A 15,180-nucleotide genomic window follows, 5' to 3' on the forward strand; every position below is an offset into this window, starting at 1 on the left:
GGCCGCCGCGCGCCGCCCGAAGCGCCGGGGTAAACGCGGGGGCGGCCCGCCCGCCGGGCCTTGTTCACGGCGATATAAGCCTCGCGGCATGTCCTCAATGCGATTTACGCGATGGGAGCGCATGACGCGTTCGCCTAACCTTCGATCCAGCATAAAAACATGTCCACCGATAGAGACAGCGCTTCCCAAGGCGCGCCCGGCTGGCGTCGACACGACAACTCAACAGACGAGACGAACCTGATGACGGGACCACGCGCATCAACGCCGGTCCGTTTCAGCATGCTGATAAAGGAGGCACTCATGCTCGACCCCCACGCCCGGCCATTGGCCGACGCCGCCGAATTGACCGCGGACCTCGCCGTGGTCCGCGACGGCGATCCCCGCGACACGCTCGACGCCGCCCGCGCGACGAGCCTGCTCGAACGCTATTTCGACATCGCCGCGCGCGGCAGCTCGGTGCGCCAGGAGGGCATCGCCGGCGTCACCACCTTCCTCGCGATGGTCTATTCCGTGTTCGTCGTGCCGGGCATGCTCGGCAAGGCGGGCTTCGACACCAGCGCGGTCTTCGTGGCCGTCTGCCTGACCACCGCGTTCGGCTCGCTGCTGATGGGCCTGTGGGCGCGGCTGCCGATCGCCATCGGCTGCGCCATTTCGCTGACGGCGTTCACCGCGTTCGGCCTCGTGCTCGGCAAGGGCCTCAAGCCCGAAGTCGCGCTCGGCGCCGTGTTCCTGATGGGCCTCGTGTTCACGGGGATTTCCGTCACGGGCGTGCGCTCGTGGATCCTGCGCAACCTGCCGCATGGCATCGCGCATGGCACGGGCATCGGCATCGGGCTGTTCCTGCTGCTGATCGCCGCCAATGACGTCGGCCTCGTCGTCAAGAATCCGGGCGCGGGCCTGCCGGTCTCGCTCGGGCACATCACCTCGCTGCCGGTCATCCTGTCGGTGGTCGGGCTCGCGGCGATCTTCGGCCTCGTGCGCCGCCGCGTGCCGGGCTCGATCCTGATCGTGATCGTGGCGATCTCCGCGCTCGGGCTCGCGCTCGATCCGGCCGTGACGTTTCATGGCGTGTTCGCGTGGCCGTCGCTGTCGGCGCCCGGTCATGCCTCGCTGATCGGCGCGATGGACATCAAGGGCGCGCTCTCGCTGACGGTGCTGCCGAGCGTGCTCGCGCTCGTGATGACGGCCGTGTTCGACGCCACCGGCACGATCCGCGCGGTGGCCGGGCAGGCGGGTCAGCTCGACGCCGACGGCCGCATCGTCAACGGCGGCCGCGCGCTGACGGCCGACTCGGTCAGCTCGATCTTCTCGGGCTTCTTCGGCGGCGCGCCGGCGGCGGCTTACATCGAATCGACGGTGGGCGTGGCGGCGGGCGCGAAGACCGGCATGGCCGCCGCCGTGGTGGGCGTGCTGTTCCTCGCGGTGATGTTCTTCGCGCCGCTCGCGGGCCTCGTGCCGTCGTACGCCACCGCGCCCGCACTCATGTACGTGGGCCTGATGATGCTCTCGAGCGTCGCGCGCCTCGACATGAGCGACATGGTCGATTCGATGGCGGGCCTCGTCTGCGCCGTGTTCATCGTGCTGACCGCCAACATCGTCACGGGCATCATGCTGGGCTTCTCGACGCTGGTGATCGGTCGCGTGGTGAGCGGCGAGATCAAGAAGCTCAACGTCGGCACGGTCATCATCGCCGTGGTGCTCGCGGCGTTCTATCTGGGCGGCTGGGCCATCTGACGCGCGTTGCGCTCCGAGGGTCCAGTCTTCGGCGGGACGCCGCTACGGCGGTCCGTCCGGTCGGCTTCACGGCTCGCGTTCGCCTGGCGGCGGCGCGGGCCGTGCGGCATTTTATGGGCGCGCGAAGCGTGGATTCATTAGTGCTCGCCGCCGCATCGATTGTGCGATGCCGCGTGATTTACCGCGCGAACCGCGTGATTAACGCGTATTCGACCCCGTCATTCAGCGGCCGATTTACTGGGCGATTTGCGGGCGGATTTGGCCGGTTGATGGCCTGTTTTACTGGCCGATTTATTGCCGGAACCGGCAAAAATCGCGCGCCTTGACTTCCGTGTCTCGCGTCCTATGCTAAACCGCATGGTTAAGTATGAAGACGACGCGTTGAACCGCACCTTCGCCGCGCTCGCGGACCCCACGCGGCGCGCGCTGCTCGCGCGGCTCGCCCAGCAGGACGCGCTCTCGGTGAGCGCGCTCGCGCAGCCGTTCGCGATGTCCTTGCCCGCCGTGATGAAGCATCTCGACGTGCTCGCCGAGGCGGGCCTCGTCACGCGCGAGAAAACCGGACGCACAGTCGCGTGCCGCCTCGCGGCCGCGCCGATGGAGGACGCGATGCAGTGGCTCGCGCACTACCAGCGCTTCTGGAACGACGCACTCGATCGTCTCGCCGCTTTCGTGGAGGAAGACGCATGTCCAGCCGACCCGAGCATTTCGCCGCTACAGGCGACGCCAGCGCTGCAAGCGATGCAGCCCGTGCAGCCGACGCCGCCCGAGGCGTCCCCGTCCTCATTCTCCGCCGCCGACTCGATGCGAACGCCTGCAAGGTCTACGCGGCATGGACGCAAGCGGCGCAACTGATGCGCTGGATGCATCCGCTCGACACGACCTGTCTGCACGCCGAGGCCGACGTGCGCGTGGGTGGACGTTTTCGCGTGATCATGCGCTCGCCCGACGGCGAGGAGCACGACGTGAGCGGCACGTATCTGGAGGTCGTGCCCGAGCAGAAACTGGTGTTCACGTGGGCGTGGCGCAGCACGCCCGAGCGCGAATCGCGCGTGAGCGTCGTGCTGCGCGCAGAAGGCGAAACCACCGAACTCACGCTGCGCCACGAACGTCTTTTCGACGAAGAGACGCGCGACGCGCATCGCGATGGCTGGTCGAGTGCGTTCGACCGGCTGGTGGAATTGTTCGAGTAAGCATCGACGATCAACCGAAGGAGGAAGACATGATAGAGCCGCACAAGATTGTTTCGGAGGCCGAATGGTTGAAGGCGCGCGAGGCGCTACTGGAAGACGAGCATGCGTTCACGCATGCGCGCGACGCGCTGGTCGCCAAACGCCAGGCGCTGCCGTGGGTCAAGGTCGAGAAAACCTATACCTTCGAGACGCCGCACGGTCCGCGCACGCTCGCCGAACTGTTCGGTTCGCGCAGCCAGTTGCTGACCTATCACTTCATGCTCGGACCGGACTGGGAAGAGGGCTGCCCGGGCTGCTCGTTTCTCTCCGATCACGTCGACGGCATGCTGCCGCATCTGGAGCATCACGACGTGACCTATGTGGCCGTCTCGCGCGCGCCGCTCGCGAAAATCGCGGCGTTCAAGGAACGTATGGGCTGGCGGTTTCCGTGGGTGTCGTCGTTTGGCAACGCGTTCAACTTCGACTTCAACGTGTCGTTTTCCGAAGCCGACAAGGCACGCGGCAAGGCGCGCTACAACTATCGCGAACAGGACTACGTGAGCGACGAATTGCCGGGTATCAGCGCGTTCTATCGCGACGAAGCGGGGCAGGTTTATCACACGTATTCGGCGTATGCGCGCGGCGTCGAGTTACCGATCGCGACTTACGCGATGCTCGAATTCACCGCGAAAGGCCGCAACGAAACGCACGATATGAACGAGTGGATGCGCCACCACGACCGCTACGAGGACAGCCCGCAGACGCACGCGTGCTGCGCGCACGACAAGTCGGAACATTGAGCGGATGAATCTCGCCGTCAGGCGGCGAAGGCGCGCGGAAAGTGCTGCGAAACGTGAATGAAAGCACCAGGGGCGAGCGCCGCACTGCGGCGTCGCGAACGCGAGAGTCGGCTTAGAGCGACATCTCGAACGCGGGGCGCAGCAGCACTTCGATCGCCATCACGATCAGACCCATGGCAGCGGCGGCGAGGGTCAGCGTGCCGTATTCGTCGTAGCGCGCATCGTAGAGACAAGCGACGACGAACAGAATGGCGAGCAGGTTAGTCAGCCAGTCGAAGTTCAGCGCGAGGAGCATCGGCATATCCGGGTGCCGATCCGAAGAAAACGGGCCGGCGGGTAGTGCAAACCGGCGCGATTCTAGCGGATGGACCTTACGGATACGCAACAATACCGCCCACTACACAGGTATTTTTGCAGCGCTCATCCACCGCGGACCGACACCGCCACCGCCATCTCATCACGAATCCATTCCGTGACCGAGCTACGTTTCGGCTGCCACCCGAGCAGCTTGCGCGCGCGTTCGCCGCGCACGCGGCTGTTCGAGCCGAGTCCATACGACGCCATCTCATAACCCCATTCCCCGATCGCGTCGTTCAGCGGCCAATCTTGCGGCGCGCCCAACCCCATCTTCTGCGCGAGCGCCTCGGTCATCGAGACGAAGTTCGCTTCGCCGCTGTCGACGAAATAGAACGTGCCCGCCGGGGTTTTCTCGATCGCGAGCCGATAAAGCTCCGCCACATCGTCGACATGCACGTTCGACCAGATGTTCAGCCCGCGCCCCACATGACGCATGACGCCGCTCTTTTGCGCCTGGCGAATCAGCCGCGGCAACTGCACGCTCGCCGCGCCCGGCACCGCGCCCACGCCGTAGATCAGCGTGTTGCAGAGCACGGCGCTGCGGATGCCGCGCTGCGCGCCCGCGAGCACGAGATCGTCGATGGCCACGCGCGGCGCCTTGTCGGGCGTCGGCGCGGGCAGGGCGTCTTCGTAAAAGATCTTGTCGGTCGGCTCGCCGCCCGAGGCGTCGCCGACGATGCTCGATCCGCTCGTATGCAGCAGCGGCTTGCCCGAACCTTCGAGCGCGTCGAGCAGCGCTTCGACCGCGCCGCGATGGTCGCTGTCGGCGGCGTTGATCACCGCGTCGGCGGCGCGCGCCTCGCGCATCAACAGGTCGCGGTCGTCGAGACCGCCGCGCACCGGCGCGATCTTCAGCGCGTCGAGATCGGCGAACTGTTCGGGGCGGCGCACCAGACCGCGCACCTCGTGGCCCGCGCGCGCGAGATGCGCTGCGATCGTGCCGCCGATAAAGCCGCCTGCGCCCGTCACGAATACTTTCATGGAACTCTCCTGGTTGCGCCCGGCGCCGCGAACGGCGGCGGGGCGAATGGTCGTGTCAAGTGATCTCGCAATCAGTATCGCGGCATTCGCGCTTTGCAAAAACCGTGTTAGTCTCAAATGAATCTTGACTGCGGATCAATAATGAAAACATCGACCGACGAATTGCTCGTATTCGTCACCGTGATCGATGCGGGGTCGATCACCGCCGCCGCCGAAAAACTCCAGCAGACCGTGTCCGGTGTGAGCCGGGCGCTCACGCGGCTCGAAAAGCAGCTCGGCGTGGCGCTGATTCTGCGCACCACGCGGCGTCTGCAACTGACCGAGGAGGGCGAGCTGTTTCTCGAACGCGCCCGTGCGATCCTCGGCGCGATGGAGGACGCCGAAGAGGCCGTCACGCGCCATCGCGAACAGCCTTCGGGGCGGCTGCGCGTCGACGCGGCCACGCCGTTCATGCTGCACTGTATCGTTCCGCACGTGAGTGCGTTCGCGGCGCGCTATCCCGAGATCCAGCTCGAACTCACGAGCAACGAGCGCATCGTCGATCTGCTGGAGCAGCGGGTGGATATCGCGATTCGCATCGGCGCGTTGCAGGATTCGACGCTGCACGCGCGCTCGCTCGGCGTGAGCCGCCGCCGTGTGGTCGCGAGCCCCGCGTATCTCGCGGAGCACGGCACGCCGCGCTCGCTGGCGGCGTTGCGCGAGCAGCGGCTGATCGGCTTCACCGCGCCCGTGCAGTTGAATCGCTGGCCGCTGCGCGAAGTGGAGCCCGCAAGCGGCGACGCCGACGCCGAAGGCGGAAATCAGGCGCCTTTGTTCGACGAAACCGCCGAGCCGGGCATCGCGATCCAGCCGACGCTGTCCGCGTCGAGCGGCGAGACCATCCGGCAACTCGCGCTCGCGGGCGCGGGCATCGCCTGTCTATCCGATTTCATGACCGCCGACGACCGCGCGGCGGGCCGCCTCGTCACGCTGCTCGACGACGCGCTGCTCGTCGAGCGTCAGCCGATCCACGCGGTCTACTACCGCAGCGCCGCGCTGGCCGCACGCGTGCAATGCTTCCTCGCGTTTATGGGGGGCAGGCTGGAGCTGTAAGCCCGGCGCGGTTTCGCGCCGCGCTCATGGATAGTCCCAGGGTGGCCAAGCGGTTTTGAGAGTTGTCTATACAGGCGCGCCAGGCTAGACTGCGCATCAACTTGTATAGACAGGATTCGATCATGCTTCTCACGCCCGGCCATCTGACCCTGCCCCAACTGCGCCAGATCGCGCGCGAATCGGTGAAACTCGAACTTGATCCGGCCAGCTACGCCGGCATCGACGCAGGCGCGCGCGCTGTCGCCGAGATCACCGCGAAGGGCGAGCCCGCCTACGGCATCAACACGGGTTTCGGCCGTCTCGCGAGCACGCATATCCCCACCGACCAGCTCGAACTGCTGCAACGCAACCTCGTGCTCTCGCACGCGGTGGGCGTGGGCGAGCCGATGTCGCGTCCGGTCGTGCGCCTCTTGATGGCGCTGAAGCTGTCGAGCATGGGCCGTGGTCACTCGGGCATCCGTCGCGAAGTGATGGACGCGCTGATCACGCTGTTCAACGCCGACGTGCTGCCGCTGATTCCCGTGAAGGGTTCGGTCGGCGCCTCGGGCGACCTCGCGCCGCTCGCGCATATGTCGGCGGTGCTGCTCGGCATCGGCGAAGTGTTCATTCGCGGCGAGCGCGCCAGTGCCGAAGCGGGTCTGGCCATCGCTGGCCTCAAGCCGCTCACGCTGCAAGCCAAGGAAGGCCTCGCGCTGCTCAACGGCACGCAGGCCTCGACGGCGCTCGCGCTCTACAACATGTTCGCGATCGAAGACCTGTACCGCACGGCGCTCGTCTCGGGCGCGCTCTGCGTGGACGCCGCGGCGGGCTCGGTCAAGCCGTTCGACGCGCGCATTCACGAACTGCGCGGCCATCGCGGCCAGATCGAGGCGGCGGCTTCGTATCGCGACCTGCTCGAAGGCTCGGCGATCAACCTCTCGCACCGCGACTGCGGCAAGGTGCAGGACCCGTATTCGCTGCGCTGCCAGCCGCAGGTGATGGGCGCGTGTCTCGACCAGATGCGCCACGCGGCGCAGGTGCTGCTGATCGAGGCGAACGCCGTCTCCGACAATCCGCTGATCTTCCCGGAAACGCTCGAAGTGCTCTCGGGCGGCAACTTCCACGCCGAGCCGGTCGCTTTCGCCGCCGACAATCTCGCGCTCGCGGCCGCCGAAATCGGCGCGCTGGCCGAGCGCCGCATCGCGCTGCTGATCGACGCGACGCTTTCGGGCCTGCCGCCTTTCCTCGTCAAGGACGGCGGCGTGAACTCGGGTTTCATGATCGCGCACGTGACGGCGGCGGCGCTGGCCTCGGAAAACAAGACGCTCGCGCATCCGGCGTCGGTCGATTCGCTGCCGACTTCGGCGAACCAGGAAGACCACGTGTCGATGGCGACCTTCGGCGCGCGCAAGCTCGCCGATATCGCCGACAACACGGCCAACATCCTCTCGATCGAACTGCTCGCGGCGGCGCAAGGCGTCGATCTGCGTGCGCCGCACCAGACCAGCCCGGCGCTGCAGCGCGTCATGCATTCGGTGCGCGCCGAAGTTCCGCACTACGATCTCGACCGCTACTTCGCACCCGATATCGCGGCCGTCACGCGTCTCGTGCAGGCCGGCGTGATCGCGGCGCACAGCCCGTTCGCGTTCGAATCGCAGGCGAGCTGAGTGTCGTTGAGCGCCGCTAGCCTCGCCCGTCCCGTATGAACGCGCCCGCGTATCAAGGCATCAAGGACTTCATCCTTGCGCGCATCGATGCGGGCGAGTGGGGCGAGGGCGACCAGGTCCCGTCGGAGAACGAGCTGGCGCGCGAGTTCAAGGTCGCGCGCATGACCGTGAACCGCGCGCTGCGCGAGCTGACCGCCGAACAGGTGCTCACGCGCGTGCAGGGCGCGGGCACCTTCGTCGCGCGGCCGAAGTACGAATCGACGCTCGTGGCGATCCGCAGCATTTCCGATGAGATCGTCGCGCGCGGCCACCGTTATCGCGCCGAGGTGCTCGAACTCGGGCCGCTAGCCGCCGACGAGGCGCTCGCGCTCGAAATGGGCTTGCGTCCGCATGACACCGTGTTCCGTTCGCGCGTGCTGCACTTCGAAAACGACGAGCCCGTGCAACTGGAAGAACGCTGGGTCAATCCCGCGCTTGCGCCCGATTACGCGGAGCAGGATTTCACGCAGACCACGCCGAACCAGTATCTCGTGCGCGTCGCGCCATTGCAGCGCGTCGAGTACCGCATCGAGGCGCTCGCGCCCGAAGGCGATACGCGTGCGCATCTCGCGATGGGCGAGGCCGAGCCGTGCCTCGTGCTGCATCGGCGCACGTGGTCGCGCGCGCTGGTGGCGTCGGTGGCGAATCTCTGGCATCCGGGCAGCCGGTATCGGTTCACCGGGCATTTCTAGGCGCGTTCAGGCGCGCCTCACGCGTTCTCTTTCTGTTTTCTCTCTTGCCTTGCGCCGCTTGTTTGAATTCATTGGCGGTCCGAAGTAATTCCCTGTCCTTTCGACTCGCCGATCAACATGCCGACGCGGACGCGTCTAGCGGGTTACGACCCCGCTAGAGCGTTGCGGCGACGCGGCACACGTCTTGCGGCGGGTTGCATCGCACCGCGCGATGCGGCAACCTTCAGGCATCGGCCAGGCGCATCGATGCTGATGCGGCCTTCGAGGAGGACCTCCGCAATGGAAGATTCCGGGGCAACGCTCATGCCCATGTGGCGCGCGAACCTCGCGCTGCTGACCCGCGAGGTGGGCGCGATCACGCGGCTCGCACGCATGATGACGTTTTCCGCCAGTCATATGAAGCTGATCGTCACGGGACAGCGCGACTTCAGCGCGGAGTTCGTGCGCGGCGTGGAAGCCGTCACGGGCTTGCGCGAAGGCTGGATGGACGAGCCGCACGACGCATCCGACGTGCCCGACGAAGCGCGCGAGGCCATCGCCGGCGAATCGCCGCGCGCGCGTTTTCGCGGCACGGCGCATCCGGTGCGCAAGGCGCCGGTGTTGCGCTCCGAACCCATCTTCGGGCAGGCGGGCGCGCGCCGCGATGCGCCGCAGGACGCCCAGGCGCAGCGGCGTCTGGCCGGCACGCGCAAGATCCGCGAACTGGCCGCGCAGGACGTACGCAAGCTCGAACGCCATCTGAGCATGCTGCCGGTCGATCCCGAGGCGCTGCGCTCGCGCATCGAGGACGTGATTGGCTACGCGGAACCCGACGAGCGCGTACGCGCCGATCTTGAAGGGCGGCTCGAACAGATCGAGAAGCATCGCGAACTGCTGCTGCGCCACATTTCGCGTCTGCACGCGCTGCTGGTGCGTCTGGGCGAGGAGTGAGGGCGAGGTTCACATCGCGCGCGCATTCGCGATCGCTTGAACCCTCACCTTTGGACCCGCCGCCTTTAAACCCGCCGCTTTAAACCCGCAGTTCGGCCAGAATCTGCTCGGCGAGAAAATCGCACGGCGGGCGGTTCGAACTCGCGCTGCGCGCGAGCACCACTTCGAGTTCGGGCAGGTCGGGCAGGCCGTGTGGACGTCCGAGCGTGGCGAAAGTCTCGGGCACGGCGCAGCGCGCGAGCGGCGCGACGGCGAGGCCCGCCGCGACCATGCTGCACAGCCCCATCAGGCTCGGGCTTTCATACGACGTGCGATAGGTGATGCGCGCGCGCTCCAGCGCCTGGATCGCGTTCGCGCGCGCGACGCTGCCCGCGCTGAAGAGGGCGATGGGCAGCGGCCGCTCGCGCCAGACCTCGCGGCCGATCGCGGCCGTGGCGGCAGCGGGCGGCCCGGCCCAGACCATCGGCTCGAAGCGGATGAATTCGCCGGACAGGCCGCGCGCGCTCGTGGTGCCGGTCGTGCCGGTGATACACGCCAGGTCGATCTTGTTTTCGCGCACCAGCGGCGCGAGCGCGCTGCTCGGCAGCCCGACCACCTGAATCTCCACCTTCGGCCAGTTCGCCGAGAACTTGCGCAGCACGGGCGGCAGCAGCGACGACGCGTAGTCGTCGGGCATGCCGATCGACACGCGCCCCGTCACCTCGGGATGCGCGAGCGTCGCCCAGGCCTCGTCGCGCAGCGCCAGCATGCGCCGCGCGTAGGCGATCAGCGTGTGGCCGTCCGGCGTGGGCGTGACGTTGCGCGGCGCGCGGATGAAAAGCGGCTTGCCGAGCGTGTCTTCGAGCGCGCGGATCTGCATGCTCAGCGCGGCCTGCGAGCGGTGCACGAGCGCCGCGCCGCGCACGAAGCTGCCGGCGTCGGCGACGGCCACCACCATGGCGAGCACGTCCAGATCGAGGGTCTTCATCGGTATAAGAAAAACTGATCGAAAACTTCAATATAACGCGTTTGTCTGAAGGCCGCGACGTCCGTATTCTGGGGACTGAGCTGTCCGCCTTACCCCTTGTCGTTTTCAACTGGTTTTCCGCCATTTAGCCGCCGCCTCAACCGAGATCCGCGATGTCGATGACTCCGCCTGATGATTTGAACTACGAACGATTCCGCGCGCTGGGACTGCGTCTCGACATGTCGCGCGGCAAGCCCGCGCCCGAGCAGCTCGATCTCTCGCAGGCGCTGTTCGACGCAGCGGCGTCGACGGACTTTCGCGCGCGCGACGGCTTCGACTGCCGCAACTACGGGCTCGGTGCGGGCTTGCCCGAGGCGCGCGAACTGGGCGCGGAACTGCTCGGCGTGAGCGCCGCGCAGGTGGTCGCCGCAGGCAATTCGAGCCTCGAACTGATGCACGACGCGTTCGTGTTCGCGCTGCTGCACGGCGTGCCGTCGGGCGAGGAGGGCGCGAAGGGTGCAAAGGGCGCCGAAGGCACGCCGTGGCGCGCCCAGGGCGAGATCGCGTTCCTGTGTCCCGCGCCGGGCTACGACCGTCACTTCGCGATCTGCGAGGCGCTGGGCGTGCGCATGATCGCCGTGCCGATGAACGACGACGGCCCGGACATCGACGCAATCGAAGCGCTCGTGCGCGACGACGCCTCAATCAAGGGCATGTGGTGCGTGCCGCATTACAGCAACCCGACGGGCGCGACGTATGCCGACGACATCGTGCGCCGGCTCGCGGCGATGCCCGCCGCCGCGCCGGATTTCCGCCTCTTCTGGGACGACGCCTATCGCTTCCATCATCTGACCGATACGCCGCACGCGCCGCACGACATGATCGCGGCTTGCGCGGCGGCGGGGCACGCGGACCGCGTGCTGATGTTCGCGTCGCTCTCGAAGGTGACCTACGCGGGCGGCGGGCTCGCGTGGCTGGCGGCGTCGCCGCGCAACGTGGCGTGGTGGCTGCGCCATACGGGCGTGCGCTCGATCGGCCCGGACAAGCTGAACCAGTTGCGCCACGTGCGTTTCGTGCGCGACCGCGCGACGCTCGACGCGCTGATGGCCCGCCATCGCGCGCTGCTCGCGCCGAAGTTCGACGCCGTCGATGCGGTGTTCCGCGCGCGCCTCGCGGGCGTGCCCGAGGTGAGCTGGAACGCACCGCAGGGCGGCTATTTCATCAGCCTGTATGCGCCGCCGGGTTGCGCGCGGCGCACGGTGGAACTCGCGGCCGAGGCCGGGCTCGTGCTGACGCCTGCGGGCGCGGCGTTTCCCTACGGCGTCGATCCGCAGGACCGCCATTTGCGGATTGCGCCGTCGTTTCCGTCGCTCGACGAGGTGCGGCTCGCGGCCCACGGCATCGCGCTGTCGCTGCTGCGCGCGATCGAGGAGCAGGGCAGGCGCGCTGCTTGATCCGCTTGATCCGCTTGATCCGCGCGCGGCGGCGGCACGGTCGGGCGCCGCGCGGCGCGACAGGCGATGTGCTACAACGAAAGGCGAGGGCCTTCGTTCTGGTGAGGTTGCCGTGGCTGCTGCGCGTTTTGCCCGTTTCGCCGATGCCGCCGCGCGTGGCGCGTGCGGGTGGAGGGCTGGGTGTTGAGCGTGGCGCGCCGTCGAGGCGGTGTTGCGCTCGCGTCGATACTCGCACTCTGCGCGGCGTGGCCTCTCAGCGCAGACGCACAGCAAAGTCCCGCACCGCCGCCGCCGCTCGATAGCGCCACCGACGATCAACCCCCGGCGACACTGGAGCGCGACGTCCACGTATTCATCGTGCAAAAGGACGGCTCGGTCGAGGAGCACGACGATTCGACCTTGCGCGCGAACACCGGCGCGGGCGTCGATGCCATCGCCCAGCGCTACGTCTGGTTCAATAAGGATATCGAAACAATCACGGGGCTCACGGCGCAGACCATCGACCCGGACGGCGCCACGCACACGGTCGGTCCCGCGAATATCCGCGACGTGCAGGAACCGCGCTCGGCAGGCGCGCCGACCTTCGAGGACGGCGTTTTGCGCACGGTGATCTTTCCGGGCGTGCAGCCGGGCTCGCGCGTGCGTCTCGCGTTTTCGAAGCGGCGCACGAAGCCCTTGCAGGCGGGCACGTTCTCGTACTTCGCGGTGCCGGAAGATCAGCCGACGCAGTTTCAGCGCCTCGTTTTCGACCTGCCCGCCGATGTGCCGCTCTACGCCGACGCGCGCGGCTACACCGCGCAAGCGCCCGTGACGGAAAACGGCCGCACGCGCTATGCGTTCGACCACGAGCACGGCCCGTATCCCCCGCAGGAGGCGGGCGCGGTCGCACGTGTGAACTGGGGCGCGCGGCTCATGGTGACGACGGTGCCGGGTTTCGCGGCCTTCGCGGCGCGCTATCGCGAGTCGGCGGCCGATCCGTCGGCGACGAGTCCGGCCATCGCGGCGTTCGCGCAATCGCTGACGGCAGGCGCGAGCGATCCGCGCGAGAAGGCCGCGCGCCTCTACGACTGGATGCGCCTGAACATTCGCTACGTCGCGCTGTTTCTGGGCGAGACCGAGGCCGCGCCGCATCGCGTGACGGATATCCTGCGCGACCGCTACGGCGACTGCAAGGATCACGTCGCGCTGTTCACGGCGCTGCTCGCGGCGGTTGGCGTGCGCGCCGAGGCCGCGCTCATCAATCTCGGGCCGGTCTATTCGCTGCCCGACGTGCCGGGTTACGGCGCGGAGGCGATCAACCACGTCATCGCGTATCTGCCCGATCTCGGCGTGTTCGCCGATACCTCGTCGGGCGGCGTGGCGTTCGGTTTTCTGCCTGCGGGCGTGATGGATCGCCCGGCCTTGCTCGTCGACGACGGCGTGCTCGCGCGCACGCCCGCCACGCAGCCGCGCGCGCGTTCGGCGCGGCTCGATATCGATGTGAACGCCGACGGCAACGCCGCGTACCGCTATCACGTGGAAGACGCGGGCGCGAGCGCCGAACCCGAGCGCAACACGTTTCGCCGCGCCACGCATCAGGTCGCGCAGCAGATCGCCGCGCAACGTGTGCGTCTGACCGGGCTCGCGGGCACGGCGCATATTTCCACGAGCGCGCTCGACGCCACCTCGGGATCATTCGGCACGAGCATCGACGGCACGCTAGATCACTTCGTCTGGCGCGACGGCACCACGGCGCTGCCCGCCCTGAGCAGCCTCTCGGGCGGCATCGCCACGCAGATCGACACGTGGCTCGCGGTGCCGCGCCGCACGCAGCCGTGGGCCTGCGTGGGCGGCGATTACGAGGAAGACGCGCAGATCGTGCTGCCCGCGTTCGCGCGTGTGACGGACCTGCCGCGCGACGCCAGCGTGAGCGTGCAGGCCGACGCGGCCCGCCTCGTCTACAGCGCGCGTTACGTGTTCGATCCGCTCACGCGCACGGTGCAGATCGCGCGGCGATTGTCGGCGCAATTTGGGCAGCAGGTGTGTTCGGCGCAGCAGTTCGAGCAGATGCGCGACGCGCTCGTGCGTATCCAGCGCGATACGCATGCGCAGATCGTCGTGCGCGCGCGCTGAGTCAAGCCGAGTCGATCAGGATGACTGATTAATGAAGGCGAGGCCGGAAAGACGGCGCTCGAAGCGCGTGGCTCAACCGCCGCGCGTCGTGATCGGCACCCACGCACCTTGCTTGACCTGATAGAGCGTGGATGCGCCGCTCTTGAGCGCGCCATGTTCGTCGAAGGCGATACGGCCGGTCACGCCGTCGAAGGCGAGTGCGCCGAGCACGGGACGGTAGACGTCGGGTTTCGCCGACTTCGCGGCCACCATCGCGTGGATCGCGGCCCAGGCGGCGTCGTAGCCGAAGGGCGCGTAGGCGAGCACGTCGGCGCCGAAGCGGCTGCGGTACTTCTGCGCGAAGCGCGGGCCGTCGGGCAGTTGTGCGAGCGGGCGGCCGTATTCCCACGCCATCGCGCCTTCGCCGGCCGCGCCCGCGAACTCCAGGAAGTCGGGGTTGGCCACGCCGCCGCCGCCCACGAACTGCGTTTTCATGCTGCGCGCCTTCATCTGCTTGACGAGCGACGCCGCCTGGTGCGCGAGGCCGCCGAAGTAGAGCAGGTCGGCGTCGGCGGCCTTGATCTTCGAGAGCTGCGGGCCGAAGTCGTCGGACTCCGTGACGGCGAACTCGCGCGCGACCACATTGCCGCCGTGCTCCTTCACGGTGCGCTCGAACACGTCGGCCTCGCCCTGGCCGAAGGCGCTGCGGTCGTCGATGATCGCCACGCGTTTGGCCTTCATCACGTCGATAGCCCACGCGCCCGCGATGCCCGCGTTCTGCGCGTCGTTCGAAATCACCGTGAAGGTGTTCGCGAAGCCCTGCGCGGTGATGACGGGATTGGTCGCGGCGGGATCGATCATCGGAATGCCCGCGCTTTCGTAGATGCGCGAGGCGGGAATCGCCGTGCCCGAGTTGAAGTGGCCGATCACGGCCGCCACGCCCTGATTCGTGAGCTGCGCGGCCGACTGCACGCCGACGCGCGGATCGGCGCGGTCGTCGAGCGCGACGAGTTCGAAATGCGCGGTCTGGTCGCCGATCTTGAGGCCCTGGGCGTTGGCCTCGTCGAGCGCGAGCTGCACGCCGTTCTGCAGGTCGCGGCCATAGTTCGCGTAGTCGCCCGAGAGCGGCGCGACGAAGCCGATGCGCACGGTCAGCGGACCCGCCGCCCAGGCCGCGCTGTCCGGCAGGGCGAGCAGCGCGCCGCCCGAGGCGGCGGCGAACGCACCGGCGCAGGCGAGCCGCGCG

General features: G+C 67.9%; 13 protein-coding genes and 1 pseudogene. 10 read left to right on the forward strand and 4 right to left on the reverse strand.

Annotation, left to right across the window (positions count from 1 at the left end; all coding sequences use genetic code 11):
* Positions 1-417 precede the first annotated feature (417 nt).
* The 4 genes and pseudogenes from LDO54_RS20250 to LDO54_RS20265 all read left to right on the forward strand — a co-directional run.
* Positions 418-1,734: pseudogene (locus LDO54_RS20250) on the forward strand (NCS2 family permease); the annotation flags it as partial.
* A 357-nt stretch (positions 1,735-2,091) separates the two neighbouring features.
* A complete protein-coding gene (locus LDO54_RS20255; RefSeq protein WP_224012458.1) occupies positions 2,092-2,589 on the forward strand; it encodes an ArsR/SmtB family transcription factor in 498 nt (165 codons plus the stop codon).
* Positions 2,589-2,927, forward strand: coding sequence for an SRPBCC family protein (locus LDO54_RS20260; RefSeq protein ID WP_356790776.1), 339 nt, complete (start codon positions 2,589-2,591; stop codon positions 2,925-2,927). The genes LDO54_RS20255 and LDO54_RS20260 overlap by 1 nt, the downstream gene beginning before the upstream one ends.
* Before the next feature lie 32 nt (positions 2,928-2,959).
* Entirely contained in the window at positions 2,960-3,706 is a 747-nt protein-coding gene (locus LDO54_RS20265; protein ID WP_224012468.1) for a DUF899 domain-containing protein, read from the forward strand.
* A 112-nt stretch (positions 3,707-3,818) separates the two neighbouring features.
* On the opposite strand, the gene LDO54_RS20270 is transcribed toward LDO54_RS20265, so the two are convergent.
* Positions 3,819-4,001, reverse strand: coding sequence for a hypothetical protein (locus LDO54_RS20270; protein WP_027821027.1), 183 nt, complete (start codon positions 3,999-4,001; stop codon positions 3,819-3,821).
* A gap of 125 nt (positions 4,002-4,126) precedes the next feature.
* Complete coding sequence (locus tag LDO54_RS20275; protein ID WP_224012459.1) at positions 4,127-5,044, reverse strand: NAD-dependent epimerase/dehydratase family protein; 918 nt, start codon at positions 5,042-5,044, stop codon at positions 4,127-4,129.
* 141 nt (positions 5,045-5,185) lie between these two features.
* Between LDO54_RS20275 and LDO54_RS20280 the strand changes: the two genes are divergently transcribed.
* The 4 genes from LDO54_RS20280 (at position 5,186) to LDO54_RS20295 (ending at position 9,443) form a co-directional block, all read left to right on the forward strand.
* Positions 5,186-6,136 (forward strand): LysR family transcriptional regulator, encoded by a 951-nt coding sequence (locus LDO54_RS20280; protein WP_224012460.1) that lies wholly within the window; start codon positions 5,186-5,188, stop codon positions 6,134-6,136.
* A gap of 122 nt (positions 6,137-6,258) precedes the next feature.
* Positions 6,259-7,782 (forward strand): histidine ammonia-lyase, encoded by a 1,524-nt coding sequence (hutH, locus tag LDO54_RS20285; RefSeq protein WP_224012461.1) that lies wholly within the window; start codon positions 6,259-6,261, stop codon positions 7,780-7,782.
* Positions 7,783-7,817: 35 nt separating this feature from the next.
* A complete protein-coding gene (gene hutC / locus LDO54_RS20290; protein WP_224012462.1) occupies positions 7,818-8,513 on the forward strand; it encodes a histidine utilization repressor in 696 nt (231 codons plus the stop codon).
* A 279-nt stretch (positions 8,514-8,792) separates the two neighbouring features.
* On the forward strand, positions 8,793-9,443 hold the full coding sequence (locus LDO54_RS20295) for a hypothetical protein (RefSeq protein WP_224012463.1): 651 nt from the start codon (positions 8,793-8,795) through the stop codon (positions 9,441-9,443).
* A gap of 79 nt (positions 9,444-9,522) precedes the next feature.
* Here the strand turns inward: LDO54_RS20295 and LDO54_RS20300 are convergent, their stop codons facing one another.
* Positions 9,523-10,410 carry a LysR substrate-binding domain-containing protein gene (locus LDO54_RS20300; protein ID WP_290371115.1) on the reverse strand — a complete coding sequence of 296 codons (888 nt, stop codon included), beginning with the start codon at positions 10,408-10,410 and terminating at the stop codon, positions 9,523-9,525.
* Positions 10,411-10,568: 158 nt separating this feature from the next.
* On the opposite strand from LDO54_RS20300, the gene LDO54_RS20305 reads away from it, so the two are divergent.
* On the forward strand, positions 10,569-11,843 hold the full coding sequence (locus LDO54_RS20305) for an aminotransferase class I/II-fold pyridoxal phosphate-dependent enzyme (RefSeq protein WP_224012464.1): 1,275 nt from the start codon (positions 10,569-10,571) through the stop codon (positions 11,841-11,843).
* A gap of 189 nt (positions 11,844-12,032) precedes the next feature.
* Positions 12,033-13,955 carry a DUF3857 and transglutaminase domain-containing protein gene (locus tag LDO54_RS20310; protein WP_224012465.1) on the forward strand — a complete coding sequence of 641 codons (1,923 nt, stop codon included), beginning with the start codon at positions 12,033-12,035 and terminating at the stop codon, positions 13,953-13,955.
* Between the two features lie 72 nt (positions 13,956-14,027).
* On the opposite strand, the gene LDO54_RS20315 is transcribed toward LDO54_RS20310, so the two are convergent.
* Positions 14,028-15,131, reverse strand: coding sequence for a branched-chain amino acid ABC transporter substrate-binding protein (locus LDO54_RS20315; protein ID WP_224012470.1), 1,104 nt, complete (start codon positions 15,129-15,131; stop codon positions 14,028-14,030).
* Between the last annotated feature and the right edge of the window lie 49 nt (positions 15,132-15,180).

Origin of the sequence: Paraburkholderia tropica (assembly GCF_914484835.1) — a bacterium.
In the GTDB taxonomy this organism is placed as follows: Bacteria; Pseudomonadota; Gammaproteobacteria; order Burkholderiales; family Burkholderiaceae; genus Paraburkholderia; species Paraburkholderia tropica_A.